This window comes from Mycobacterium kansasii ATCC 12478 (assembly GCF_000157895.3).
GTDB classification, from domain to species: domain Bacteria; phylum Actinomycetota; class Actinomycetes; order Mycobacteriales; family Mycobacteriaceae; genus Mycobacterium; species Mycobacterium kansasii.
The window spans coordinates 4,029,815-4,056,523 of sequence record NC_022663.1; the positions used below are offsets into that span (position 1 = coordinate 4,029,815).

The following is a 26,709-nucleotide window of genomic DNA, read 5'->3' on the forward strand; positions in this document are numbered from 1 at the left end:
ATGAGCGCGATGTTCACCACCGCCATGGCGCTGCGGCAGGTCGACGCTGCTGCCGATGAAGCGGTATTTCACGGCGAGCTGAACCGGCACTGGACGATCGGTCCCAAGGTGCATGGCGGCGCGATGATGGCACTGTGCGCCAATGCCGCCCGGATGGCTTACGGAGGGGCGGCAGCACAGCCGGCACTGCAACCGGTCGTCGTATCGGCCAACTTCCTGTGGGCGCCGGATCCGGGAGCGATGCGACTGGTCACGTCGATCCGCAAGCGTGGCCGCCGGATCGGCGTCGTCGACGTCGAGCTGACTCAGGGTGAGCGCACCGCGGTGCACGCCGTTGTCACGCTGGGCGAACCAGAGCACCAGGGCTGCGGTGGGGGGACCCCGCTGCTGTCGGCGAACCCGGTCGTGGATCTGATGGCACCCGAACCTCCCGACGATGTCGCGCCGATCGGACCGGGCCACCCGCTGGCCGGACTGGTGCACCTGGGCGAGGGCTGCGACGTGCGGCCGCTGCTGTCGACGCTGCAGCCCGATACCGACGGGCGGCCGCCGGTCATCCAGATGTGGGCGCGCCCGCGCGGGGTGGCTCCTGATCCGCTTTTCGCGCTCATGTGCGGGGATTTGTCGGCGCCGGTCACCTTTGCCGTAGACCGCACCGGCTGGGCGCCGACCGTCCAGCTCACCGCCTTCCTTCGGGCGCTGGTCGCCGACGGCTGGCTGCGGATCATCGCCACCTGCATGGAGATCGGACACGACTGGTTCGACGAGGACCACACCGTCGTCGACAGCATGGGCCGTCTGGTGGTGCAAGCACGTCAATTGGCGATGGTCCCGGCCGCTGGCTAGCAGTCCGGGGTCTGCGATGCTGTGCGGCATGGCAAGAATCGCGATCATCGGTGGGGGCAGTATCGGCGAAGCGTTGCTCTCGGGTTTGCTGCGCGCGGGCCGGCAGGTCAAGGACCTGGTTGTGGCCGAACGGATCCCCGAACGCGCCAAGTACCTGGCCAGCACCTACTCGGTACTGGTCACCTCAGTCAGCGATGCGATCGAGCACGCGACGTTTGTGGTCGTCGCGGTGAAACCGGCCGACGTCGAGACGGTGATTGGGGACTTGGCGGCAGCGGCCACGGGCGCCGGAAGCGACAGTGTCGAGCAGGTGTTCGTCACGGTCGCCGCGGGTGTCACGACCTCCTACTTCGAATCCAAGCTGCCGGCGGGCACGCCGGTGATCCGGGCAATGCCGAACGCCGCCGCACTGGTGGGAGCCGGGGTCACCGCGCTGGCCAAGGGGCGCTTCGTCACCCCGCAACAGCTGAAGGAGGTGTCCGCGCTCTTCGATGCCGTCGGCGTCGTGCTGAACGTTCCGGAGCAGCAGTTGGACGCGGTGACCGCGGTGTCGGGCTCCGGGCCGGCGTATTTCTTCCTGCTGGTCGAGGCCTTGGTCGACGCCGGCGTCGCGGTGGGCTTGAGCCGTCAGGTGGCCACCGAGCTGACCGCGCAGACCCTGGCCGGGTCGACGGCGATGCTGCTGGAGCGGATGGAGCAAGAGCGTCCGGCCGCCGGCGAGCCGGCGGGGTTGCGGGTCGACACCACGGCGCTGCAACTGCGGGCGTCGGTCACCTCCCCCGGTGGGACGACCGCCGCCGCGCTGCGCGAGCTGGAAAAAGGCGGGTTTCGGGGGGTCGTCGACGCGGCCGTCCACGCCGCCAAAAGCCGCTCTGAGCAGCTAAGAATTACATCGGAATAATTCGGGAATTTTGAACTGATTTCCTCTCACCAGTACCAATAACCCCACTAGTCCCGCTATTCTCCTCTTTGTATGCACGTGTGGGTGCCAGCGGAGGGGAAGCCGCTGGCATTGCGCGTGCCTGACATGATTGGGTTGCGATGACGTCAACGAACGGGCCATCAGCACGGGATTCCGCAGGTAAATCGGTGCGGGACAGCGGCACGGGGGAAGGCCAGCAGGCCGGTACACAATTCCTCACCGTGGCCGAGGTGGCTTCGCTGATGCGGGTCTCGAAGATGACTGTGTACCGGCTGGTGCACAACGGCGAGTTGCCCGCGGTTCGGGTCGGGCGGTCTTTCCGGGTGCATGCCAAGGCCGTCCACGACATGCTGCAGACCTCGTACTTCGCCGGCTAGCCAGCAGCGCCGGGCGGGCTGCCACGGGTCTGCGTCGCCAGGCCCGGCGGCCACCAATGGCGCCGGTTTGGTGTTGGGTGCGGCGGGCTGGGTAAAGTGACTGGGTCCTTTGTAGTCATTGGTAGTCCCTTGTAAACATTGACAAGCGGGCATGGTCAGGTAGCGGAGTCCATGGGTTCAGTAATCAAGAAGCGGCGCAAGCGCATGTCGAAGAAAAAGCACCGCAAGCTGCTGCGCCGCACCCGGGTACAGCGCAGGAAACTCGGCAAGTAAGGCCCGACCGGCCCCAGTTGACGCGTACCGTCACCGGCTTGTAACGCTGCTGTCTCTCGTCGCCGCTAGGCTGTCGGGGTGAACTCATCGAGCGGCCAGGGGGGCGGCGCCGGAGGAATCGGCGGCCGCAAAGACGACACCGTGCACTACCCCAAGGTGGTGCTGGTTACCGGTGCGTGCCGGTTTCTGGGCGGCTACCTGACCGCCCGGCTGGCGCAGAACCCGATGATCAACTCGGTGATCGCGGTGGATGCGATCGCGCCCAGCAAGGACATGCTGCGTCGCATGGGCCGGGCCGAGTTCGTCCGCGCCGACATTCGTAATCCCTTCATTGCCAAGGTGATTCGAAACGGCGATGTCGACACTGTGGTGCACGCGGCGGCGGCTTCCTATGCGCCGCGGTCCGGCGGAAGTGCGGCGTTGAAGGAAATCAACGTGATGGGCGCTATGCAGCTGTTCGCGGCTTGCCAGAAGTCACCCTCGGTTCGCCGCGTCGTGCTGAAGTCCACGTCCGAGGTCTACGGCTCGAGCCCACACGACCCGGTGGTGTTCACCGAGGACAGCACCAGCCGTCGACCCTTCCGCGAGGGTTTCGCCAAGGACAGTCTCGATATCGAGGGGTATGCGCGCGGGCTGGGCCGGCGTCGGTCCGATATCGCGGTGGCCATCTTGCGGTTGGCCAACATGATCGGCCCTGCGATGGACACCACGCTGTCGCGGTATCTTGCCGGGCCATTCGTGCCCACGATGTTCGGCCGCGACGCACGCTTGCAATTGCTGCACGAGCAGGACGCGCTGGGTGCTCTGGAGCGCGCTGCGATGGCCGGCAAAGCCGGCACCTTCAACATCGGTGCCGACGGCATCATCATGCTGTCGCAGGCGATCCGCCGAGCCGGCCGAATTCCGTTGCCGGTACCGGGATTTGGAGTGTGGGCGCTTGATTCGCTGAGACGAGCCAACGGATACACCGAGATCAACCGCGAGCAATTCGACTATTTGAGTTACGGCAGGGTGATGGACACCACCAGAATGCGTTCCGAACTTGGCTATCAGCCTAAGTGGACGACGGCCGAGGCTTTCGACGACTACGTTCGGGGCCGTGGCCTAACTCCCATTATCGATCCGCATCGGGTACGCTCCTGGGAGGGTCGCGCGATCGCGTTAGCGCAACGGTGGGGAACCCGGAAGCCAATTCCATGGGTGGGGGTCAGGTAGATTTGGGTAGCTATCGTGGCGGGTGAGACCAGAGCGAATGTCATTCCACTGCACAGTAATCGGGGTCGGGTAGCCGCGCGCCGCCGTGCCGGTCAACGCGCCGACGCGTCCCGTGAGCACCCGTCGTTGCTGTCCGATCCGAACGGCCGGGCATCGGCCGAACAGATCGCCGCAGTGGTCCGTGAAATCGACGAGCATCGACGTGCCGCGGGTGCGACGGGAGTTCCCGGGTCGGGCGAAGCGCCCCTCAGCGATCTTGCGCAGCGTGTCGCCGCGGTCGCCGGATTCCTGCGGCAACGACTGACCGGTGATTACAGCGTCGACGAATTCGGATTCGACCCGCATTTCAATGACGCGATCGTTCGGCCTTTGCTGAGGTTTTTCTTCAGGTCATGGTTCCGCGTGGAAGTCAGCGGAATCGAGAACCTTCCGAGCGATGGCGCTGCGCTGTTGGTGGCAAACCATGCCGGAGTGTTGCCGTTCGACGGGCTAATGCTTTCGGTGGCGGTTCACGACGAACATCCCGCCCACCGGGATCTGCGGCTGCTGGCCGCCGACATGGTGTTCGACCTGCCCGTGGTGGGCGAGGCCGCCCGCAAGGCAGGGCACACCATGGCCTGCACCACCGACGCGCACCGACTGCTGGCCTCGGGCGAGCTCACGGCCGTGTTCCCCGAAGGTTACAAGGGCCTGGGTAAGCGCTTCGAGGACCGTTACCGCCTGCAGAGATTCGGACGCGGCGGCTTCGTATCGGCGGCGCTGCGTACCCAGGCGCCGATTGTGCCGTGCTCGATCATCGGGTCGGAGGAGATCTACCCGATGCTCACCGATGTCAAATTGCTGGCACGACTGTTCGGTTTGCCCTATTTCCCGGTCACTCCGCTGTTCCCGTTGGCCGGCCCCGCCGGACTGGTTCCGCTGCCGTCGAAATGGCGCATCGCGTTCGGGGAGCCCATCCACACGGCCGACTACGCGACCACCGACGCCGAGGACCCGATGGTCACCTTCGAGTTGACCGATCAGGTGCGTGAGACCATTCAGCAGACGCTGTACCGGTTGCTGGCCGGGCGCCGCAACATTTTCCTAGGCTGAGGTCCCGGGCGCGGGCTGCTGGGCGTGCGCAAACGTAACGCCAGGGCGAAAATCCGGGCCGGAATTCGCCGCAGCGTTACGTTCGCGACTGAAGCAAAATGCGGGCGCTACTTCACCAAAGTGAACTGGCAAACGTCGGTGTAGTGGTCGCGGAACAGGTCCGAGCAACCCCGCAGGTAGTGCATATAGATGTCGTAGGTCTCCTGCCCCTTCAGGGCGATCGCCTCGTCCTTGTGTGCCTCGAGCGCATCGGCCCAGGCGTTCAGCGTCGGAACGTAGTTGGAGCCGATGCGGTGGTAGCGCTCGACCTTCCAGCCGGCGTTGGACGAGTAGTGGTCGACCTGCGAGATCCGCGGCAACCGACCGCCTGGGAAGATCTCGGTCAGGATGAACTTGATGAAGCGCAGCAGGCTCATCGGCGACGTCAAGCCGAGCTCCTTGGCTTCGTCGGCATCCGGGATGATGATCGTGTGTAGCAGCATCCGGCCGTCGTCGGGCGTCAAGCTGTAGTACTTCTTGAAGAAGGTGTCGTAGCGCTCGAACCCGGCGTCGCCGGCGCCGTCGGCGAAGTGCTCGAACGCGCCGAGTGACACGATGCGGTCGACCGGCTCGTCGAATTCCTCCCAGCCCTGGATCCGCACCTCTTTGCGGCGGGGGCTGTCGATCTCTTCGAACTTCGCCACGTCGTGGGCGTACTGGTTCTCACTGAGCGTCAGGCCGATCACGTTGACGTCGTACTCCTGCACGGCGTGGCGCATGGTGGCGCCCCAGCCGCAGCCGATGTCGAGCAGCGTCATGCCCGGCTCGAGGTTCAGCTTGTCCAGGGCAAGTTTGCGTTTGGCGTACTGCGCCTCTTCCAGCGTCATATTGGGGCGCTCTTCGAAGTACGCGCAGCTGTACGTCATCGACGGGTCAAGCCAAAGCTTGAAGAATTCGTTGGATTTGTCGTAGTGGGAACGGACTGCTTCGACCGGCGGCTTGAGCTGCGTGCCACCCGTTTCACCCTGAGACGTCATTGAACGGACCCTACCTTCTTGCTTCAACTTGTTTCAAATAGCTGCAATTGCCGCCACGGTGGCATCGGCCTCGGCCTCGTGGTGCGCTGCTTCCCCCAACATGGTGACGACGCCGGTAGCGACCGGCTTGCCGTCGGCATCTGTGACTTCACTTCGAATCTCGGCGAGCACTGTGCCGTGTGACTCAATCACAGAGTCTAGATAAGTATGGAAGAAGAGTTTGTCGCCGGCCAGGATCGGCCGGTGGAAACGGAACTTCTGGTCGCGATGAAACACCCGGGCGATATTGATCGGAATGCTGAACTTGGTGAAAATCTCCATCTGCACGCGCCGTCCGGCGACCGCCAGGAAGGTCGGCGGGGCCACCAATGCGGGATAGCCCGCGTCGGCCGCGGCCGCATCGTCGTAGTGCGCCGGATGCTCGTCGTTGACCGCCGCCGCGAACTCGCGGATCTTCTCCCGCCCGACTTCGAAATAGTCCGGGGCGCGGTAGTTCTTGCCGATGAGTCCTTCGGCTTCCTGGGGGACTGTCATGCCGCTTGCTCTCTGTTCGAATGTGTGCTCAGCGGCGCAGCTTATCAGCGTGATTGTCGTCGGGACGCCAGAGCCGCCAACGCGCCGCCGGCCGCGCCCAGCGCCAGGGCCGACGGCACCCCGATCCGAGCGGCCTTGCGCGCGGTGCGGAAATCCCGAATTTCCCATCCCCGTTCGCGGGCCACGCTGCGCAATCGCGAATCCGGGTTGATGGCGACGGCGGTGCCCACCAGCGACAGCATCGGCACGTCGTTGTAGCTGTCGGAATACGCGGTGCAGCGTTTGAGGTTGAGACCCTCCCGGATGGCCAGCGAACGCACCGCGTGAGCCTTGCCGGTGCCATGCAGGATGTCGCCGACCAGCCGGCCGGTGAACACCCCGTCGACGGACTCCGCGACCGTGCCCAGCGCGCCGGTCAGGCCGAGTCGGCGGGCGATCGTCGCCGCGAGCTCGTAGGGCGTGGCGGTGATCAGCCAAACCTGCTGACCGGCATCGAGATGCATCTGGGTGAGCTCGCGGGTGCCCGGCCAGATCTTGTCGGCGATGAATTCGTCGTAAATGTCCTCGCCCAGGTTCACCAGTTCGGCCACCGAACGGCCCTCGATGAAGGCCAGCGCCTTACGCCGCCCGGCGGCGACGTCGTCGCTGTTCTCCACGCCGAGCAGCTGGAACTTGGCCTGCGCATAGACGAAGCCCAGGACGTCGCGGTAGGTGAAGTAATGACGGGCGGCCAGCCCCCGGCCGAAGTGCACCGCGGACGAGCCCTGGACCAGAGTGTTGTCCACGTCGAAGAACGCCGCCGCGGTCAGGTCGATCGGCGGCTGCGGACGATCCTGCGTAGCGGCGGTGGCGCGCATGCCGTCCAGCGCGCGTTCGGCGCTGGCGTTTGCGGCCACCGACTCCAGGTCGGCGCCGGTGATGCGATTCGAGGTGCCCAGATCACCCAGATCAGAGGAAGCCATCAGAAACCTCTCACAATCGCGGTACCCGGCCGGTGGGCGACACTTCGGCCAACATAAACCCTATCCGGCAAATGTGTTGGGGAGGTTTTCCAGGCTGGCGCGCGACGAACACGGGCCGGGATCCGAGTTTATCAACGATGTTGCGAGCCGCACTTCTACAGTGGATCCGTGGACGACCGACTTGGGTTCCGAGTCAATCGCCGGACGTTCGTGGGTGCCTCCGTCGCCGTGGGCGGTGTCGTCGCCGTCACCACCGTTGCCGGATCTGAGCGAACCGTCCAGGACGAAATCCACACCGCTGTGGTGCGGGCCGAGATCAACGGCGAACCTCGAGAAATCGTCGTCGACACCCGCACGTCGTTACTGGACATGCTGCGCGAGCGGGCGGGTCTGCCCGGCACCAAGAAGGCCTGCGACCACGGTGCGTGCGGTGCCTGCACGGTGCTGGTCGACGGTCGGCGGATCAACTCCTGCCTGACTCTGGCGGTCATGCACGAGGGTGCCCAGATCACCACCATCGAGGGCTTGGCCGGTTCGGGCGGCCGACTCCATCCTCTGCAACAAGCGTTCATCGATGAGGACGCCTTCCAGTGCGGCTACTGCACCGCCGGCCAAATCATGTCCGGCGTCGGTTGTATCGCCGAAGGGCACGCGGGTTCGCCCGCGGAAATACGAGAGTGGATGAGCGGCAACATCTGTCGTTGCGGTGCCTACCCCAACATCGTCAAGGCGGTCGCAACTGTGGCACGAGACCGGTAGCACGTGTTCCCGTTCCGCTACCTCAAAGCGACCGACGAGCAGGCGGCGTTGCGGGCAGCGGCGGCCGGCGGCCGCTATATCGCCGGGGGCACCACGCTGGTCGACTTGATGAGGGAGACGGTCGAACGCCCCGATTCGCTGGTCGACATCAACGCGCTTCCGTACCGCTGGATCGACGTACAACCTGAAATGATCCGCGTCGGATCTCTGGTGCGGATGTCCGACCTTGCCGCTCATCCCGTCGTCCGGCAACAAGCCCCGGTGATCAGTCAGGCACTTGAGCTCAGCGCCTCCGCTCAGCTTCGCAACATGGCATCGATCGGCGGCAATCTACTGCAACGCCCGCGGTGTCCGTATTTCCGCGACGTGTCGGCCGCATGCAACCGACGCGCTCCGGGCACCGGCTGCTCGGCGATCGACGGACGTAACCGCACCCACGCAATCCTCGGTACCAGCCGGCACTGCTGCGCCACCCACCCGTCGGACCTCGCGGTTGCGCTGCTTGCATTGGACGCCGTCGTCGTCAGTCGGGCAGCCGCCGGGCAGCGGCGATTTGCGCTGGCGGAGCTCTTCCGCCAGCCGGGTGACTCACCGCACCGCGAGCACAACCTCGAGCCGGGCGAGCTGATCGTCGGGATCGAGGTACCTCTCGGGCCGGAGGCCCGCCGGTCCGGATATCTCAAGGTGCGCGATCGCCAGTCATACCAATTTGCGCTGGCCTCGGCGGCCGTGGCACTCGACATCGTCGCCGGCACGATACGCGGCGCGCGGGTCGCCGTTGGTGGCGTCGCCACCGTCCCGTGGCGGTTACCGGCCGTCGAAAGGGAGCTGCAGGGCCGCCCGATCGACGCGGGCCTGTTCCGCCGCGCCGGCGAACTCTCGGTTGCCGGTGCTCAACCGTTGCGGGAGAACGGTTTCAAGGTCGAACTCCTCCAGCGCACTGTCGAAAGGCAATTGGCCACCGTGGCGGCAATGCCATGACCCACGCATTCACCGCCGCCCAGGTCGTCTCCGGCCAGCCGGTCAGCCGGGTGGACGGGCCGCTGAAGGTGACCGGCAAGGCCAGCTACGCCGCCGACAACCAGATTCCCGGATTGCTCTACGCCGCACCGGTCTGTAGCACGGTGGCATGCGGCGGGATCAAACGCATGGACGCCGGTGCCGCGTTGCGGCAGCCCGACGTGCTTGCCGTGCTGACCGACTTCACCGGGGTGAAACTGCCCTTCGACACCCGGTTGGTGTCCTTCTTCGGACAGCCGGTCGCCGTGGTGATCGCCACGACGCTCGAGTCGGCGGTACACGGGTCAGAGCTGGTCGACGTCCGGTATTCGAGTCGGCCGCCGCTGACCGATATTGATGCGGCGCAAGCGGACAAGCGGCCCGGCCGGTTCATCCGCGACTATTCCCGCGGATTCGCCGATCAGGCGATTCGCCGTACGTCGGTGATGACGGACCTGCGGTTCAGCATCGCGCGCAACGATCACAATCCGATGGAGATGCCTGCGACGATTGCCACCTGGGAGCGCGATCGGCTCACGGTATGGGACAAGGTGCAGGACATCAGCGCAGCCCAACAGTTCTACGCCGAAGCTTTCGGTCTACCCACCGATCATGTCCGGCTGATCTCGCCGTTCGTGGGCGGTTCGTTCGGTAGTGCCAGCCGGACCTGGCCGCATCAGGTGCTGACCGCTTTCGCGGCTCGCCGGATGCGACGACCCGTCAAGCTGGTATTGACCCGCCGGCAGATGTACAGCGCAATCGGATACCGGCCGACCAGTCGCCAGCGTATGGCGATCGGGACGGACGCATCCGGGCGCCTCAGGGCGATGATCCACGAAGGGCATACGGAGACCGCCCGGTACGCGGACTATGAGGACGGACTCGTCCGCAGTCCGCGATTGCTCTACCGCGTCCCCAACATGCGTTCGACATATCGCGTGGTGCCGTTGGACGTCGGCCTGCCGTGGTTCATGAGGGGCCCCGGCGCCGTAACCGGAGCGTTTGCGCTCGAGTGCGCCATGGACGATCTGGCACACCGCCTGCGCATGGACCCGATCGAATTGCGGATGCGCAACGAACCCGATGTCGACCAGACCAACGGGATGCCGTTTTCCACCCGGCGGCTCACCGAGTGCCTGACCCGAGGCGCGACCAGGTTCGGATGGAACCGGCGCAATCCGGCACCCGCCGCCACCCGCGAGGGCGATCTCTTCGTCGGGATCGGGGTGGCCGCCGCCGCCTATTACACGTATCGCAGCCAATGCTCGGCAATCGCAAAGGTTTTCGCCGACGGCACCGCCGAAGTGCAATGCGGAACCAGCGACATGGGGCCCGGGACCTATACGTCGATGACGCAGGTCGCCGCAGATGCCCTCGGAATGCCGCTGAGCCGGGTGCGATTCGCGTTGGGTGATAGCAGTTTTCCGCCGGCACCGCCGCACTCGGCCTCCCGAACCATGGCCAGCGTGGGTTCTGCGGTGTACACCGCCGCGAACATGCTGCGCGACAAGTTCATTCGCACGGCGGTCACCGATCCGCGATCCCCGCTGAGCGGCCTGCGTCCGGAGGCCGTGGCGGTTGTCGACGGCCGCATGTTCGCCATGGCCTCCGGGCCCGGATCCGAGCCCGGAGAGTCGTATCAGGACTTGTTGCGCCGCCGCGGCTGGGCCGGTTTGGATTCACAACAGACCTGGACGCCCGACGACGCCGACCGCCGATACTCCACCTACAGCTACGGAGCCGTATTCGCCGAGGTCGTCGTCGACCGTTTGCTGCCGACCGTGCGGATCCGCCGCATGTATGCGTGCTACGACGCCGGCCGGGTGATCAATCCCAAACTCGCCCACAGTCAGGCGATTGGGGGCATGGTCGGCGGGATCGGGATGGCGCTGCTGGAGCGGACGGAGCTGGATTACCGCGACGGCCGGATAGTCAACGCGAACATGTCGGATTACCTGGTTCCGGTCAACGCCGACGTTCCCGAGCTGGACGCGACCTTTTTGCCGGCCGAGGACCCTATTGCCGACCCGATAGGCGTCAAGGGACTCGGCGAGTTGGTGATCGTCGGGGTACCCGCTGCGATCGCCAATGCGGTATTCAACGCCACCGGCAGACGCGTCACCGATTTGCCCATCACCCTGGAGAAGCTGCTGTGACCCGTCGGATCCGGCCGCCGCGCGGGGCGCCGGTAACGAGGTTTATCGGAAATCCGAAATGCATTCAGCAGGGCGGCGGGTAGCGTCTACGCTGCGAACGCAAACGAGACATCGGATTAGGCGCGCACGTTGGAGATTTCGGGAGGTTCAGATTCGCGCACTGGGCGCTCTCGACCACGCCCCTTGATCGGGGGCGAGCCAGGGGGGCGGCGCACCCGATCCAACACGCAATGTTGTGACCCGGTGGCGGAGCACGAGGGTGAGGATGAGTCCGGTTACCAGCGTTGTGAAACGAATGTGGCTGCTGCTGGCCGTTTCGGCGGTGGCGATTGTCGCAGCGCTGGGTATCTATCGTCTCCACCGCGTCTTTGGTGCCCATGAGCATCCTGCCGTGACGGCCAAGGCTGATATCGATGTTCCGCTGTTTAACCCGAAGCAAGTGATCTACGAAGTTTTCGGCCCCGCCTCGACCGCAAGGATCGCCTACCTGGACCCCGACGCCCGCGTGGTGCAGCTACCGGACGTGCCGCTGCCGTGGTCGCAGACGGTCAACACGACGTTGCCCGCGGTCAGTGTGAATCTGATGGCGCAGAGCGCCGCCGAGACCATCGGCTGCCGGATCATCGTGAACGGCACCGTCAAGGACGAAAGGTCGGTCACCAGACCCAAAGCCTTGACCTTTTGTCAGGTGACATCGGCATGAGCGAACCGGATGCCGCCGCTGCGCCAAAGCGTCCGCTTCTGCCGCGGCTGATCCACCGTTTTTCGGTGCTGATTTTGTTGGTGTGGCTGGGGCTCACCGCGATCGTCAATCTCGCCGTTCCGCAGCTGGAGGCGGTGGGTAAGGCCCGCTCGGTGTCGATGAGCCCCAGCGACGCGCCGTCGATCGAGGCGATCCGGCACGTGGGCCAGGTGTTCAAGGAGTTCGACTCCGATAATGCCGTGACCATCGTGCTGGAAAGCGATAAGCCACTGGGCGACGAGGCGCACCAATTTTATGGCGAGCTGATGAAAAGGCTTTCAGCTGACACCAGGCACGTCGCGCACATTCAGGACTTCTGGGGTGATCCGTTGACCGCCGGCGGATCACAGAGCGCGGACGACAAAGCCGCATATGTCGTGGTGTATCTCGTCGGCGACAACGAAACCGAAGCGTACGCGTCGGTGCATGCCGTGCGGCATATCGTGGACACCACATCGCCGCCGCGGGGGGTCAAGGCCTACGTCACCGGTCCGTCGGCACTCAACGCTGACCAGGCCGAGGCCGGGGACAAAAGCATCGCCAAGGTCACCGCGATCACCAGCCTGGTTATCGCGGTGATGCTGCTTTTCATTTACCGCTCCGTGGTGACCGCGTTTCTGGTCTTGATCATGGTCGGGATTGATCTGGGGGCGATCCGGGGAACCATTGCCTTTCTCGCCGATCGCAACGTGTTCAGTCTTTCCACCTTCGCGACCAATCTGCTGGTGCTGTTGGCCATTGCGGCGACCACGGACTATGCGATATTCATGCTCGGGCGTTACCACGAAGCGCGCAACGCCGGCGAGGATCGCGAGACCGCCTTTTACACGATGTTCCATGGGACTGCCCACGTGATCTTGGGCTCCGGATTGACCATTGCCGGCGCCATGTATTGCCTTAGCTTCGCCCGGCTTCCGTATTTCAATACACTCGGTCCGCCGTGCGCGATAGGCATGCTTGTCGCGGTCTTCGCAGCCCTCACGCTTGGGCCCGCGGTGCTGGCCATCGGCAGTTTCTTCAAGCTTTTCGACCCCAAGAGGAGATTGAACACCCGCCGGTGGCGGCGCGTGGGCACCGCAATCGTCCGTTGGCCGGGGCCGGTTCTAGCCGCGACCTGCGTGATCGCGTTTATCGGCCTGCTGGCGTTGCCCAGTTACAAGACGACATACGATCTGCGCAAATTCATGCCGGCCAGCATGCCGTCCAACGTCGGGGATGCGGCGGCGGGCCGGCATTTTTCGCGGGCCCGGTTGAACCCCGAGGTGCTGATGGTCGAGACCGACCACGATATGCGTAATCCGGTGGACATGCTGGTGTTGGACAAGATAGCCAAGAATATTTACCACAGTCGCGGTATCGAACAAGTCAAATCGATTACCCGGCCGTTGGGAACAACCATCAAGCACACGTCGATACCGTTCATCATCAGCATGCAGGGTGTCTCGAACACCGAAAACATGCAGTTCATGAAGGCCCGTATGGACGACATGCTGATACAGGTAAAGGCGATGGATGTATCCATCGCCACCATGCACACCATGTACGAACTCATGGGTGAAGTCATCGACAATACCGTCGACATGGATCACCTCACTCATGACCTGTCGAATATCACCAACACATTGCGGGATCACATCGCGGATTTCGAGGACTTCTTCCGGCCGATACGCAGCTACTTTTACTGGGACAAACACTGCTACGACATTCCCGTCTGCTGGTCGATCAGATCAATATTCGACATGATCGACAACGTCGACCAGATGAGCGAGAAACTCGAATATCTGGTCACGGACATGGATATTCTGGTGAAACTCCTGCCGCAAATGCGCGCCCAGATTCCACCGATGATCAACACGATGACGATCATGCGGGACATGCTGGTCGTCTGGCACGGGACGTTGCAGTCGTTCTACGACCAGTCCGATACGGGCAGCAAGGACCCCGGCGCAATGGGCCGGGTCTTTGACGCCGCCCAGATCGATGACTCCTTCTATCTGCCGCAGTCGGCCTTCAAGAATCCCGATTTCCAGCGCGGCCTGAAGATGTTCCTGTCGCCGGACGGCAAGGCGGCGCGCTTCATCATTGCCCTCGAAGGGGATCCCGCGACATCGGCCGGTATCGCCCGGGTCGAGCAGATCAAGGATGAGGCGCGGGAGGCCATCAAAGGCACTCCCCTACAGGGTGCCGCGATCTATCTGGGTGGCACCGCGGCGACGTTCCACGACATCCAAGAGGCCGCCACCTACGATCTGCTGATCGCCGGCGTGGCCGCGATCAGCCTGATCGTGATCATCATGATGCTCATTACCCGAAGTGTGGTCGCCGCGGCCGTCATCGTGGGGACCGTGCTGGTGTCTATGGGGTCCTCTTTCGGCTTGTCAGTGCTGGTGTGGGAGGACATCCTCGGCATCGAGTTGTACTGGCTGGTGTTGGCGATGTCGGTGATCCTGCTGCTGGCCGTGGGATCGGACTACAACCTGTTGCTGATCTCGCGGCTCAAGGAAGAGATCGGAGCCGGACTCAATACCGGGATCATCCGCGCGATGGCCGGCACCGGCGGAGTGGTGACGGCCGCGGGCATGGTGTTCGCCGTGACCATGTCCCTGTTCGTGTTCAGCGATCTGCGGATTATCGGCCAGATCGGCACCACCATCGGCCTGGGCCTGCTCTTCGACACGTTGATCGTGCGCTCGTTCATGACGCCGTCCATTGCCGCGTTGCTGGGGCGCTGGTTCTGGTGGCCGCAGCGGGTGCGGCCGCGCCCGGCGAGCCGGATGCTGCGGGCCTACGGACCTCGCCGGCTGGTTCGTGCCCTGCTGCTGTCGCCCAACGGCACATCGGCCACCGGGGACCGGCGCGATGGCGTCGGTCCCGGTGGAGCCCCATCAGCGATGTCGTCGCCCCACGAGACGGCATCCGGGTCGTTCGACCACGCCGACGATTCGGACCCCGCCGGCCGACGCCACTGGCAAGCCCGGGACACCGACCCCGAACCCGCGCCCTGACCGACCCCGCGCCCGGAAGGCGCGCTCCGCCGTGCCTCGAGAACCCGACGAGCCCGCATCCCGCGGCACCGGGAATGCCACACTGGTGCCCATGACGCCGTCAGCACCGCGGTCCGGGCGCCGGCAGGTGGAGCTGCTGACCCGCGACGGCTGCGCGATCTGCCTGCGGGTACACGCGCAGCTGGCCGAGCTGTCCCGGGAGCTGGGATTCGAGTTGGTCAGCACCGACGTCGACGCCGCTGCCGCGGCCGGTAATGCCGGCCTGCGGGCCGAGTTCGGCGACCGGCTGCCGGTGATCTTGCTCGATGGCCGCGAACATAGTTACTGGGAAGTCGACGAAGCCCGGCTGCGCGCTGACCTGGCCGGCTGAGAAGGCGCTGGCAGGTCGCTCAATTATTTGGTGGCCCACCTGACAAGCGTCTACCGTAGAAAGCAGTTCACTTCTCAACGCGCAAGGGAGCGGGCCAGGTGATGCTGCCGTGAGCATCCTGCTCTTCGGGGTTTCGCACCGCAGCGCGCCGGTTTCCGTTTTGGAACAACTCAGCATCGACGAATCCGAGCAAGTCAAGATCGTCGACAAGGTTTTGGAATCACCGCTGGTCACCGAGGCCATGGTGCTGTCGACGTGTAACCGCGTCGAGGTGTATGCGGTGGTGGAGGCGTTTCACGGCGGCCTGTCGGTGATCGGCCAGGTGCTTTCCGAACACTCCGGCATGTCGATGGGTGACCTGACCAGACACGCCTACGTCCGCTACAGCGAGGCCGCCGTCGAGCACCTGTTCGCGGTGGCCAGCGGTCTGGATTCGGCCGTGATCGGCGAGCAGCAGGTGCTGGGCCAGGTGCGCCGCTCGTATGCCGCCGCCGAGGCGAACCGCAGCGTCGGCCGGGTGTTGCACGAACTGGCCCAGCGGGCGCTGTCGGTGGGCAAACGGGTGCACTCCGAAACCGGAATCGACGCTGCCGGTGCTTCCGTGGTGTCAGTCGCCCTGGGCATCGCCGAACGGCACCTGGGCGGGCTGGAGGCCAAGACCGCCGTGGTGGTCGGCGCCGGGGCGATGGGTGCGCTGTCGTCCGCACACCTGACTCGGGCCGGTATCGGGCGGATCCGTGTGCTCAACCGCTCGTTGCCGCGGGCGCAGCGGCTGGCGGGCAAGGTCCGCGGAGCGGGCGTACCGGCCGAGGTGATGAGACTCGATCGCCTGGCCGAGGCGCTGTCCGATGCCGACGTGGTGGTCAGCTGCACCGGAGCGGTGAGTCCGGTGGTTTCGCTGGCCGACGTGCACCACGCGCTGGCTCAAGCCCGCCGAGACGAAGAGACGCAGCCGCTGGTCATCTGCGATCTGGGGATGCCCCGCGACGTCGATCCGGCGGTAGCCGGCCTGCCGGGCGTCTGGGTCGTCGACGTGGACCGCGTCCAACACGAGCCGTCGGCCCACGCCACGGCGGCCGACGTCGACGCCGCCCGCCACATCGTCGCCGCCGAAGTTGCCGCCTACCTGGTTGGGCAGCGGATGGCGGAGGTGACGCCGACGGTCACCGCGTTGCGCCAGCGCGCCGCCGAGGTGGTCGAGGCCGAGTTGCTGCGCCTGGAGAACCGGCTCCCCGGGCTGGAGCGCGCCGAGCGGGAAGAGGTGGCCCGCACGGTGCGGCGGGTGGTGGACAAATTGCTGCACGCGCCCACGGTGCGGATCAAGCAACTGGCCAGCGCTCCCGGCGGCGACAGCTACGCCGAGGCACTGCGCGAGCTTTTCGAACTCGATCAGACTGCCATAAACTCCGTAGCTGCCGTCGCCACCGCAGGCGAACTGCCGGCGGTGTCCAGCGGATTCGACGCGGGCATGCATCCCGGTGATCTGCCGCACGACCGGAACCCGTTTGGCGAGTAGCTGATTGTCACACGTGATCCGGATAGGTACCCGGGGCAGTTTGCTGGCCACCACCCAGGCCGCGACGGTCAGAGACGCGCTCATCGCCAACGGCCACCCGGCCGAGTTGGTGACCATCAGCACCGCCGGCGACCGGTCGTCAGCGCCGATCGAGACGCTCGGGGTGGGCGTCTTCACGACCGCGTTGCGTGAGGCCATCGAAGACGGTCGCGTCGACGCGGCCGTGCACTCGCACAAGGATTTGCCCACCGCCGAAGATCCGAGGTTCACGATCGCGGCGATACCGCCGCGCAACGATCCCCGCGATGCGGTGGTGGCCCGCGACGGGCTGGTGCTTGGGGAGTTGCCGGCCGGATCGCTGGTCGGCACCTCCTCCCCGCGGCGGGCCGCACAGCTTAGAGCATTGGGTCTCGGTTTGGAAATCCGCCCCCTAAGAGGCAACCTAGATACCAGGTTGAACAGGGTAAGCAGTGGTGATCTTGACGCCATCGTGGTGGCCCGGGCAGGTCTGGCCCGGCTGGGCCGCCTCGATGATGTCACCGAGACGTTGGAGCCCGTGCAGATGTTGCCAGCGCCGGCGCAAGGCGCGCTCGCCGTCGAATGCCGCGCAGCTGACCACCGGTTGGCGGCAGTGCTGGCGGAGCTGGACGATGCCGACACGCGAGCGGCGGTCACCGCGGAACGAGCCCTGCTGGCCGAACTGGAGGCCGGTTGCTCGGCACCGGTGGGCGCGATCGCCGAGGTGGTCGAGTCCATCGATGAGGAGGGGCGGGTCTTCGAAGAGCTGTCGCTGCGCGGCTGCGTGGCGGCGCTGGACGGATCCGACGTGATCCGCGCGTCCGGCGTCGGCACCTCCGGTCGGGCACGGGAGCTGGGGCTCTCGGTCGCCGCAGAGCTGTTCGAACTGGGTGCTCGAGAACTGATGTGGGGAGCGCGGCAAGACCCGCGCAAGGAAAAATTTGAGTGACGTGGGAGCGACAATGATGACGCGAGGGCGTAAGCCGACTCCGGGCCGCATCACTTTCGTGGGTTCTGGTCCCGGCGACCCGGGTCTGCTGACCACACGGGCTGCCGCGGTGTTGGCGAACGCCGCTCTGGTGTTCACCGACCCCGATGTACCCGAACCGGTGCTGGCGCTGATCGGCAAGGACCTGCCACCGGTATCCGGGCCGGCGCCGGCTGCCGCCCATGCGGGGGAGAACGTCGGCGTGGCTGCGGGAGAGTCCGCCCCGAGCGCCCCGGCGGTAGTCTCGAGCGGCCCCGACATCCGCCCGGCGCTGGGCGAACCCGCCGATGTGGCCAAGACGCTGACCGCCGAGGCCCGTTCGGGTGCCGACGTGGTGCGGCTGGTGGCCGGCGACCCGTTGTCGGTGGACGCGGTGATCACCGAGGTGAACGCCGTGGCACGCACCCACCTGCACTTCGAGGTCGTGCCCGGGCTGGCCGCCACCAGCGCGGTCCCGACCTATGCCGGGCTGCCGCTGGGCTCCTCGCACACGGTGGCCGACGTGCGCGGCGAACTCGATGACACCGACTGGGACGCGCTGGCCGCCGCCCCCGGACCGCTGATCCTGCAGGCGACCGCGTCGCATCTGGCCGACGCCGCACGCACCCTGCTCGACCACGAGCTGGCCGACACGACACCGTGCGTGGTCACCGCGCACGGCACCACCTGCCAGCAGCGCTCCGTCGAAACCACGCTGCAGGGACTGACCGATCCGGCCATCCTGGGCGGCGCCGACCCCGCTGGCCCGTTCGCCGGGCCGCTGGTGGTGACCATCGGCAAGACCGTGAGCAACCGGGGCAAGCTGAACTGGTGGGAGAGCCGGGCGCTGTACGGCTGGACGGTGCTGGTGCCCCGCACCAAGGACCAGGCCGGCGAGATGAGCGAGCGGTTGACGTCCTACGGGGCGCTGCCGGTCGAGGTGCCGACCATTGCCGTCGAACCGCCGCGCAGCCCCGCGCAGATGGAACGCGCCGTCAAGGGCCTGGTTGATGGCCGGTTCCAATGGGTGGTGTTCACCTCGACCAACGCGGTGCGGGCCGTCTGGGAGAAATTCGGCGAATTCGGTCTGGATGCGCGGGCGTTCTCCGGGGTCAAGATCGCTTGTGTCGGCGAGTCGACCGCCGACCGGGTTCGTGCCTTCGGGATCAGTCCCGAGCTGGTGCCGTCCGGCGAGCAGTCGTCGATGGGTCTGCTCGACGAATTCCCGCCGTATGACAGCATTTTCGACCCGGTCAACCGGGTCCTGCTGCCGCGCGCCGACATCGCCACCGAAACGCTGGCCGAGGGACTGCGCGAACGTGGCTGGGAAATCGAGGACGTCACCGCCTACCGGACCGTGCGGGCCGCGCCGCCGCCGGCGGCCACCCGCGAAATGATCAAGACGGGCGGTTTCGACGCGGTGTGCTTCACCTCGAGTTCCACCGTGCGCAACCTGGTCGGCATTGCCGGTAAGCCGCACGCGCGCACCATCATCGCCTGCATCGGCCCCAAGACGGCCGAGACCGCCGCCGAATTCGGGCTTCGGGTGGATGTTCAGCCGGAGACCGCCGCCGTGGGTCCACTGGTGGACGCCCTGGCCGAGCATGCCGCCAGATTGCGCGCCGAGGGGGCGCTGCCGCCGCCACGCAAGAAGAGCCGCAGGCGCTAGTGCTCGGCGGTGATCGCAAGCGTGGCGGAGCCGGGCGCAGCGGGTCGCCGCGCATGAGCTCGGCGGTGATCGCAAGCGTGGCGGAGCCGGGCGCAGCGGGTCGCCGCGCATGAGCTCGGCGGTGATCGCAAGCGTGGCGGAGCCGGGCGCAGCGGGTCGCCGCGCATGAGCTCGGCGGTGATCGCAAGCGTGGCGGAGCCGGGCGCAGCGGGTCGCCGCGCATGAGCTGGCCGCGGCAGCGCCCACGCCGGCTCCGCGCAACCCCCGCGATGCGCCGTTTGGTGGCGCAAACCTCTTTGGAGCCAAGGCATTTGGTGCTACCGATGTTCGTCGCCGAGGGCATATCGGAATCGCAGCCCATCCGTTCTATGCCGGGCGTTGTGCAGCACACCCGTGATTCGCTGCGCAGCGCCGCCGCCGACGCGGTCGCTGCCGGAGTGGGCGGGCTGATGCTATTCGGCGTGCCCCGTGACCAGGACAAGGACGCTGTCGGCTCGGCCGGCACCGATCCGGACGGCATCCTCAACGTCGCGCTTCGGGACCTGGCCAAGGACCTGGGCGACGCGACGGTGTTGATGGCCGACACCTGCCTGGACGAGTTCACCGACCACGGGCATTGCGGTGTCCTCGACGAGCGCGGCCGGGTCGACAACGACGCCACCGTGGACCGCTACGTGGAACTGGCGGTGGCCCAAGCACGGGCAGGGGCCCACGTGGTCGGTCCGAGCGGAATGATGGACGGCCAGGTGGGCGCGATCCGCGACGGCCTGGACGCCGCCGGCTACACCGACGTGGTGATCCTGGCCTACGCCGCCAAGTTCGCCTCGGCGTTCTACGGACCCTTCCGGGAGGCGGTGAGCTGCAGCCTGTCCGGCGACCGGCGGACCTACCAGCAGGAACCGGGCAATGCGCGCGAGGCGCTGCGGGAAATCCAGCTGGATCTGGACGAGGGCGCCGATATCGTGATGGTCAAACCGGCGATGGGGTATCTGGACATCGTGTCCGCGGCTGCCGCGAATTCGCCGGTGCCGGTGGCGGCCTACCAGGTCTCGGGGGAGTACGCGATGATTTGCGCGGCCGCGGCTCACAACTGGATCGACGAACGTGCCGCCGCGCTGGAATCGCTGACCAGCATCCGGCGCGCCGGGGCCGATATCGTGCTCAGCTACTGGGCCGCCGAAGCGGCGGGTTGGCTTTCGTGACGGAGGCTTCGATGACATCATCGGGGGACACCAAATCCAAGCCGTTGTTCTACGAACCCGGCGCCAGCTGGTATTGGCTGTTGGCCGGTCCGATCGCGGCGGTGTCGATGATTTTGATCGAAATGTCCGGCGGCGGCGGGGTTGGGCTGGTGACGCCGGCGATTTTCCTGGTGATGGTGTCGGTGTTCGTGGCGGTGCAAGTGAAGGCGGCGCGTATCCACACCTCCGTGGAACTCACCGAAGACGCGTTGCGACAGGGCACCGAGACCATCCTGGTGTCCGAGATCGTGAAGGTGTTTCCCGAGCCGGAGAATTCGGAGGCATCGGGCAAGCCGTTGGCCAAGTGGCAGTCGGCGCGGGCGCTCGGCGAACTGGTCGGGGTGCCGCGGGGCCGGGTGGGCATCGGTCTGAAGCTCACCGGGGGCCGCACCGCCCAAGCCTGGGCGCGACGGCATCGTCACTTGCGGGCTGCGCTGACTCCACTGGTTACCGAGCGTGTCGAGCCCGTTCAGATGGACGTCGACGATGACGACACGGGGTCGGCGCGGTGACCGCCCGTCACCGGGCGATGGCCGAGCTGACCGTGGCCTTGGCCGCTGTGGTGGCCACCGCGGCGAGTTGGCTGCATACCCGGTCGACAGTGGTGGTGGGGCCGGTTGCCGACGGGCAGCCGGTCACCGTGTCGGTGGTCTATCACCCGCAGCTGCTGGTGCTGACGTTGTTGCTGGCGACGGTCGCCGGAATTTTCGCGGTGGTGGGGGCGGCCCGGTTGCGGCGAAGTGCCCGGCCATCGGCGGGGGCTGAGCCGACTGCTAAGCCGTCTTCCTGATCAGCGGCAGGACCAGCTGACGGCGGCTGACGATGGCGTCAGCCAAGTCGCGAAGCGCCTCGTGGACGGAACCGGTGAGCGGAAACAGTGCATCGTCGCGGTCGTCGCCGAGCAGCTGGCGGACGGCTGGGCTCGCCACCAGCGACCACTGCACGCCGGCAGCATGGCAGTTCTCGTCGAGCATGTGCAACAGCGAGATAGCGGCCGCAGAGAAGTAGTCGACCTCGCTCAGGTCGAGGACCACGGGATGATCCTCGAGGATGAACCGCTGCAGGTACTTGCCGACCTCGTCGATGTTGACGGCGTCGATGTCGCCACGGATGGTCACCACCGTCGCCAGGTGACGACAGTGCGCGCGAATGTGAGCACCGGCGCAGTCGTAGGTCCAGTTTCCCCGTCGACCCGTCGGATCAGCGACGTCGGCGATAGTCATGAGCGGCCTCACTCCCCGTGGCAGTCTGCGCCCAACGCTAAACCGCAAACCTAAGGAGACCGAAAGCCGCGTCTAACTCTTTGCTAAGAGCGATTTTCGCGGCAGTTGCCAAGCCTCCAGCAACGTCGGACGCACCAGGGGCGGCGGATTCCACGGCAACCTCCCAGGATGTGCCCGTGCCGTCGGGAGCGTCTCGCTGTTAGGCTGCGATGGCTGCCCATCGCCAGTCGGCGGGCTGGAGAACAGGCGGGTCGCCCGCTCAGCCGAAGCAGCAGGCGAACGCCCGACGACAATGCGCGCCACGTAGCGAGGTGGGGCAGCGGCACCACCCGCCCGTCGGGGAGCTTGCGGGGCGGAGTCGGGCAATCGGATGACGAAACAGCAGAGTCCAGACGGAAAGAGCGTCGTGCGCACCGGAGACATCACCGCAGACATCAGGGGTGAGATCCGCGGGGAGATCAAGTCGCTGACGGGGCTTCGCATCATCGCCGCCGTGTGGGTCGTGCTGTTTCACTTCCGGCCGATGCTGGGCGATGCATCGCCGGATTTCCGCGATGCCCTCGCGCCGGTGCTCAATTGCGGTGCGCAGGGCGTCGACCTGTTCTTCATTCTCAGTGGCTTTGTGCTGACCTGGAACTACCTTGACCGCATGGGCAGGTCCTGGTCGACCCGCGCCACCGTGCATTTCCTGTGGTTGCGGCTGGCCCGGGTGTGGCCGGTCTACCTGGTCACCTTGCACCTGGCCGCACTGCTGGTGATCTTGAGCCTGCACGTCGGGCATGTGCCGCTGCCGGAAGTGCGAGATCTCACCGCTATCAGCTACGTGCGGCAGATCCTGTTGGTGCAGTTGTGGTTTCAGCCGTTCTTCGACGGGTCCAGTTGGGACGGTCCGGCCTGGTCGATCAGCGCCGAATGGCTGGCCTACCTGCTGTTCGGTCTGCTCATCCTGGTGATCTTGCGGATGGAACGCGCTACGCGCGCCCGCAGCCTGATGCTGCTGGCTTTCGCCGCGTCGTTGCCTCCGGTGCTGCTGTTGCTGGCCAGCGGCCAGTTCTACACGCCGTGGAGCTGGCTGCCACGCATCGTCACACAGTTCATCGCGGGGGCGCTGGCCTGTGCAGCGGTGCGCCGGTTGCGGCTGTCCGATCGTGCTCGCCGAGTGGCCGGATACCTTGCCCTGCTGCTGATTGCGGTCATGGTGGCCGTCATGTACTGGTTGGACGCGCATCCCATCACCGGAGTCGTGGACAGCGGCGGCGTGGTCGACGTGTTGTTCGTTCCGCTGGTGATCACGCTGGCGGTCGGCGTCGGCAGCCTGCCGAGACTGCTGTCGACGCGGCTGATGGTTTATGGCGGGCAAATCTCATTTTGCCTGTACATGGTGCATGAGCTGGTGCACACGGGGTGGGGCTGGGCCGTCCTTCAATTCGATCTGACGCCGCAGGACAACCCGTGGAAATGGAACATCATCGGCCTGCTCGCGATCGCCGTGGGTGCCTCGATCTTGCTGTATCACCTCGTCGAGGAGCCCGCGCGGCGCTGGATGCGCAAGATGGTAGATGTAAGAGCACTGCACCGGAAAAGCGAATCCGCTGAGTCGACGAGCGCGACGCTTCATCCGATCGACGGTGCGCGGGAAGCGGTTTCGGCCCGCGCGGTGTGACGGTTGCAGCGCGTCGACGACGAGTTTGCCTGGATTCCTCGTACGATGACGACGCCGTATCCCAGCGGAGGTTGGTAGTGAGTCGGGTGGCCATGTTCATCATTGGTCTGACTCTGATGGCCGGCGCAACCCCGGCAACCCTTGGCTACCGCCCGCTGACCATGGATTTCCGGCTCACCCACCTCGCGGTGATCGGTGACTCCTATACCGCCGGCACCGACGAGGGAGGCCTGGGCTCCACGTCGTGGACGGCACGCGCCTGGCAGGCGCTGGCTCGCGCCGGAGAGCGGATTGCCGCCGAGGTGGCAGCCGAGGGCCGGGCCGGTTACGGGGTGCCCGGTGACCATGGCAGCGTCTTCGAGGATCTGACCGCCAGGGCGGTCAAGCCCGACGATGTGCTGGTCGTGTTCTTCGGCTCCCGCAACGACGAAGGCGTCGACCCGCAACTGCTGGCCGAAAAGGCCGGCGAGACATTCGATCTGGCGCGCCGCTTGGCGCCGTCCGCGAGGCTGCTGGTGATCGGGCCGCCGTGGCCCACCGCCGAGGTCCCCGACTGGGTGCTGCAGATTCGCGACGTGCTCAACGCCGCGGCTCACGCCGCGGGAGCAGCATTCGTCGATCCGATCGGCGACGGCTGGTTCGTGGACAGGCCCGAGTTGATCGGCGCCGACGGCGTGCACCCCACCGATGCCGGGCATCAGTATCTGGCGGACAAGATCGCACCGCTCATTCGCGCGCAGTTGCTTCGATGAGCGGGCTGATTTTCGTCCAAACCTTCAGCCGCACAAGGTGTTAAGTGTCGCCATTCAGTCTTCCGCGTGCCTTTCGTAGTCCCAACGCTCAAGGCGCGCTTGCAATTGCACGAGACCGAGCCCGGCGACTGGCGTGAGCGCCGTCACAAATATCAGCATCAACGGACTCATCTCGAAACCTCCAAGACTCTTTCAGTGATAACACGTTCTGCGTGGTTATGTGGTTCATTCGCAAAGAAATTCATCCGTGTCGTAATCCAACTTCACCCTTCGGCCAGGGCGCGATCGGCCAGCGCACCGATAACCGGTGTCAGCAGCTGCGAGTACTCGGTGGTCACGTGGTTGTCGTCGCGGAACACCAGGGTGTTGCCCACGATCACTGGGCATCGCTCGGTGCTGCAGAACAGATCGGTCAGATCCGCGTAGTGGCCGCCGGCGGCCGCGGTGGCCGCCTGCTCGGCGGCGATGCCCTCGCCGTTGGCGGCCTGCGATCGCTGGGGTGCGCAGCCGCGTGCGTCGTCCAGGTGCGCGGAAAGGCACGTCGGCACCGAAGACTGCGGATCGGCGACCGGGCCCAGCACCAGCACCGCCGAACCGTTGCTGCGCAGCTGGGCCACCGTCCGGAACAGCGCATCGATCCAGGCCGGGTCGTAGGACGCGAAGCTGAAGTCCGCGTGGTAGCGGCGGCTCATGCCCAGCACCACCAGTCGCGGCCGCTCGGCCCGCAGCCGGTCGAGTATCTCGGCGCGCCACTGTTCGCACTCGGTGTACCTGCGGCCCAGGTACGGGCTGACGATCGGCAGGTCCAGCAACGGGCAGGTCACTTTGGCCAACGTCTCCAGCCGCCAGTGCCGCTGCTCGGCGGCCTGTTGCAGAGCCGGGTCCCACATGGCGGCATGCGAGTCGCCGACCAGCGCGATGGTCGTCGCCGACGCGGTGTCGGCCGAAGCGCACTCGCGCTGGCCGACGTCACGCCAGGACCGCAGGCAGCCGTTGACGAAGACGGGGGCCTTGTCGCCGGGCGCCGCAGCCAGCTGCGGGTTCAGATTCGTCGGCACCGCCCGCAGGTCCGCGGCGGCTGCGACGGCGTCGCGCACCTGGGCGAAGAGACTTCGGACTGCCACCTCCTGCGGGCTCGGGGCTTTCGCGCTCGCGGCCGCCGACGGAAGCGCGGCGATCTTGGCCTCGGGGGCGGCGGCTCCGTGGCCGGCCGGCACCGGTATCGCGGTCAGCAGTAGCGCGGACGCGCACGCCGCGACGCCGCTGGCCGCACCGGCCAGCGCCAGGCTCGCCTTGGCGGATCGGCGGAACGCCGCGGCGAACCGGCCAGGATTTTCGACCAGATGCAGCGTGATCACCGCGAGCCCGGCCGAGACGATGGTGGCCGCCAGCCTGGCCGGCAGTCCGGCGGAATCGCCGAGCAGCGGCGGCATCAGGAGCAGCACCGGCCAATGCCAGAGGTACCACGAGTACGACACCCTGCCGATCGCCCGCATGGCCGGGCGGCACAGCACGCGACCGACTCCCATCGCGCCGGTGACGCAACCGCTGCCGATCACCAACGCGGTGCCCAGCACCGGCAGCAGCGCCGCGGTGCCGGGATAGGGAGTTCCCGGGCCCAGCTGGGTGCAGGTCAGCAGGATCAGCGCCAGACCGCCCCAGCCGACGACTGCCGCGGGCGCCAGCGGCAGCCGCCGCCAATGACCGATCGAGAGGGCCACCAACCCGCCGACGGCCAGCTCCCACGCACGGGTGGGCAGCGAGAAGAACGCCCACGACGGCGACGTGCGGGTCCAGATCGCCGCCGCTGCCAGCGACGCCGCCGCCACCAAACCCAGGGCGACGGCATACGGCATGGCCCGCGACCCGGCGCTGCGGCCGAAACGTCGGACCAGCCAGCCGGTACCGATGATCAGCGCCGGCCAAACCAGGTAGAACTGTTCCTCGACTCCCAGTGACCAGTAGTGCTGGAAGGGCGACGGCGGCTGGTCGGCGGCCAGGTAATCGGTGCCTTGCCCGGCGAACCGGTAGTTGCCGACATACAACGCGCTGGCAATGCCGTCGACGAAAACCCGCCGCGCCTGCAGGGGTGGCAGCAGAGCGGCGGCGCCGATCGCGGTGGCCACGCCGACGGTGGCCGCGGCGGGCAGCAGCCGGCGCGCCCGGGCACCGTAGAAGCGGCCCAGCCGGACGGTACGGGTGGTGGTCACCTCGCGCCACAGCAAGCCGGTGATGAGGAAGCCGGAGATGACGAAGAAGACGTCCACGCCGATGTAGCCGCCGACGACGCCCGGTATGCCTGCGTGGTACAGCACGACGGCGACCACCGCGACCGCGCGCAAGCCCTCGATGTCCGGGCGGAAACCCATCCCCCGACGGGGTCGCTCTCCTG

Annotated in this window: 24 protein-coding genes and 1 pseudogene; 20 read left to right on the forward strand and 5 right to left on the reverse strand. The window is 66.3% G+C overall.

What is annotated here, in order from left to right; genetic code table 11:
- The 6 genes from MKAN_RS17570 (at position 1) to MKAN_RS17590 (ending at position 4,725) form a co-directional block, all read left to right on the forward strand.
- Complete coding sequence (locus MKAN_RS17570; protein ID WP_023370441.1) at positions 1-846, forward strand: thioesterase family protein; 846 nt, start codon at positions 1-3, stop codon at positions 844-846.
- 28 nt (positions 847-874) lie between these two features.
- Positions 875-1,747: a pyrroline-5-carboxylate reductase gene (proC, locus tag MKAN_RS17575; protein WP_172836668.1), complete on the forward strand. Its 873-nt coding sequence runs from the start codon at positions 875-877 to the stop codon at positions 1,745-1,747.
- 140 nt (positions 1,748-1,887) lie between these two features.
- Positions 1,888-2,145, forward strand: coding sequence for a helix-turn-helix domain-containing protein (locus tag MKAN_RS17580; protein ID WP_023370446.1), 258 nt, complete (start codon positions 1,888-1,890; stop codon positions 2,143-2,145).
- A gap of 171 nt (positions 2,146-2,316) precedes the next feature.
- On the forward strand, positions 2,317-2,418 hold the full coding sequence (locus MKAN_RS29800) for a 30S ribosomal protein bS22 (protein WP_003402602.1): 102 nt from the start codon (positions 2,317-2,319) through the stop codon (positions 2,416-2,418).
- Between the two features lie 78 nt (positions 2,419-2,496).
- Positions 2,497-3,633, forward strand: coding sequence for an SDR family oxidoreductase (locus MKAN_RS17585; protein ID WP_023370448.1), 1,137 nt, complete (start codon positions 2,497-2,499; stop codon positions 3,631-3,633).
- A gap of 15 nt (positions 3,634-3,648) precedes the next feature.
- Complete coding sequence (locus MKAN_RS17590; protein WP_023370450.1) at positions 3,649-4,725, forward strand: lysophospholipid acyltransferase family protein; 1,077 nt, start codon at positions 3,649-3,651, stop codon at positions 4,723-4,725.
- A 107-nt stretch (positions 4,726-4,832) separates the two neighbouring features.
- On the opposite strand, the gene cmaA2 is transcribed toward MKAN_RS17590, so the two are convergent.
- The 3 genes from cmaA2 to MKAN_RS17605 are packed head-to-tail and all read right to left on the reverse strand — an operon-like array spanning position 4,833 to position 7,237.
- Positions 4,833-5,741, reverse strand: a complete 909-nt coding sequence (gene cmaA2 / locus MKAN_RS17595) for a cyclopropane mycolic acid synthase CmaA2 (RefSeq protein ID WP_023370452.1) — start codon at positions 5,739-5,741, stop codon at positions 4,833-4,835.
- A gap of 33 nt (positions 5,742-5,774) precedes the next feature.
- On the reverse strand, positions 5,775-6,275 hold the full coding sequence (locus MKAN_RS17600; protein WP_023370454.1) for an FAS1-like dehydratase domain-containing protein: 501 nt from the start codon (positions 6,273-6,275) through the stop codon (positions 5,775-5,777).
- A 44-nt stretch (positions 6,276-6,319) separates the two neighbouring features.
- Entirely contained in the window at positions 6,320-7,237 is a 918-nt protein-coding gene (locus tag MKAN_RS17605; protein ID WP_023370457.1) for an HAD family hydrolase, read from the reverse strand.
- A gap of 168 nt (positions 7,238-7,405) precedes the next feature.
- Here MKAN_RS17605 and MKAN_RS17610 point away from each other — a divergent pair, with 168 nt between their 5' ends.
- The 12 genes and pseudogenes from MKAN_RS17610 to MKAN_RS17665 all read left to right on the forward strand — a co-directional run bounded on the left by MKAN_RS17610 (position 7,406) and on the right by MKAN_RS17665 (position 21,469).
- Positions 7,406-7,996, forward strand: a complete 591-nt coding sequence (locus tag MKAN_RS17610; RefSeq protein WP_023370459.1) for a (2Fe-2S)-binding protein — start codon at positions 7,406-7,408, stop codon at positions 7,994-7,996.
- Positions 7,997-7,999: 3 nt separating this feature from the next.
- Entirely contained in the window at positions 8,000-8,977 is a 978-nt protein-coding gene (locus tag MKAN_RS17615; RefSeq protein ID WP_023370461.1) for an FAD binding domain-containing protein, read from the forward strand.
- The gene (locus tag MKAN_RS17620; protein WP_023370463.1) at positions 8,974-11,151 is read left to right on the forward strand and encodes a xanthine dehydrogenase family protein molybdopterin-binding subunit; all 2,178 of its coding nucleotides are present in this window, start codon (positions 8,974-8,976) and stop codon (positions 11,149-11,151) included. Before MKAN_RS17615 ends, MKAN_RS17620 begins: the two co-directional genes overlap by 4 nt.
- A gap of 259 nt (positions 11,152-11,410) precedes the next feature.
- Positions 11,411-11,854 (forward strand): MmpS family transport accessory protein, encoded by a 444-nt coding sequence (locus tag MKAN_RS17625; RefSeq protein WP_023370465.1) that lies wholly within the window; start codon positions 11,411-11,413, stop codon positions 11,852-11,854.
- The gene (locus MKAN_RS17630; RefSeq protein WP_023370467.1) at positions 11,851-14,898 is read left to right on the forward strand and encodes an MMPL/RND family transporter; all 3,048 of its coding nucleotides are present in this window, start codon (positions 11,851-11,853) and stop codon (positions 14,896-14,898) included. The genes MKAN_RS17625 and MKAN_RS17630 overlap by 4 nt, the downstream gene beginning before the upstream one ends.
- 91 nt (positions 14,899-14,989) lie before the next feature.
- Positions 14,990-15,327, forward strand: a pseudogene (locus tag MKAN_RS17635) (glutaredoxin family protein).
- 50 nt (positions 15,328-15,377) lie between these two features.
- Complete coding sequence (locus MKAN_RS17640) at positions 15,378-16,784, forward strand: glutamyl-tRNA reductase (protein ID WP_023370471.1); 1,407 nt, start codon at positions 15,378-15,380, stop codon at positions 16,782-16,784.
- 13 nt (positions 16,785-16,797) lie between these two features.
- A complete protein-coding gene (gene hemC / locus MKAN_RS17645) occupies positions 16,798-17,751 on the forward strand; it encodes a hydroxymethylbilane synthase (RefSeq protein ID WP_023370472.1) in 954 nt (317 codons plus the stop codon).
- 16 nt (positions 17,752-17,767) lie between these two features.
- Positions 17,768-19,438, forward strand: a complete 1,671-nt coding sequence (locus MKAN_RS17650) for a bifunctional uroporphyrinogen-III C-methyltransferase/uroporphyrinogen-III synthase (protein ID WP_099184991.1) — start codon at positions 17,768-17,770, stop codon at positions 19,436-19,438.
- A 221-nt stretch (positions 19,439-19,659) separates the two neighbouring features.
- Entirely contained in the window at positions 19,660-20,640 is a 981-nt protein-coding gene (gene hemB, locus MKAN_RS17655) for a porphobilinogen synthase (RefSeq protein WP_023370476.1), read from the forward strand.
- An 11-nt stretch (positions 20,641-20,651) separates the two neighbouring features.
- Positions 20,652-21,191 carry a hypothetical protein gene (locus MKAN_RS17660; protein ID WP_036394821.1) on the forward strand — a complete coding sequence of 180 codons (540 nt, stop codon included), beginning with the start codon at positions 20,652-20,654 and terminating at the stop codon, positions 21,189-21,191.
- Positions 21,188-21,469 carry a hypothetical protein gene (locus MKAN_RS17665; RefSeq protein WP_023370481.1) on the forward strand — a complete coding sequence of 94 codons (282 nt, stop codon included), beginning with the start codon at positions 21,188-21,190 and terminating at the stop codon, positions 21,467-21,469. Before MKAN_RS17660 ends, MKAN_RS17665 begins: the two co-directional genes overlap by 4 nt.
- On the opposite strand, the gene MKAN_RS17670 is transcribed toward MKAN_RS17665, so the two are convergent.
- Complete coding sequence (locus MKAN_RS17670; RefSeq protein ID WP_023370483.1) at positions 21,453-21,902, reverse strand: STAS domain-containing protein; 450 nt, start codon at positions 21,900-21,902, stop codon at positions 21,453-21,455. The genes MKAN_RS17665 and MKAN_RS17670 overlap by 17 nt on opposite strands.
- 445 nt (positions 21,903-22,347) lie before the next feature.
- Between MKAN_RS17670 and MKAN_RS17675 the strand changes: the two genes are divergently transcribed.
- Together MKAN_RS17675 and MKAN_RS17680 are read left to right on the forward strand one after the other, a co-directional pair.
- Positions 22,348-23,565 (forward strand): acyltransferase family protein, encoded by a 1,218-nt coding sequence (locus MKAN_RS17675; RefSeq protein ID WP_371686009.1) that lies wholly within the window; start codon positions 22,348-22,350, stop codon positions 23,563-23,565.
- A 92-nt stretch (positions 23,566-23,657) separates the two neighbouring features.
- Entirely contained in the window at positions 23,658-24,317 is a 660-nt protein-coding gene (locus MKAN_RS17680) for an Rv0518 family GDSL lipase (RefSeq protein WP_099184559.1), read from the forward strand.
- Between the two features lie 263 nt (positions 24,318-24,580).
- Here the strand turns inward: MKAN_RS17680 and MKAN_RS17685 are convergent, their stop codons facing one another.
- Positions 24,581-26,686, reverse strand: coding sequence for an acyltransferase family protein (locus MKAN_RS17685; protein WP_023370490.1), 2,106 nt, complete (start codon positions 26,684-26,686; stop codon positions 24,581-24,583).
- Positions 26,687-26,709: the final 23 nt, after the last annotated feature.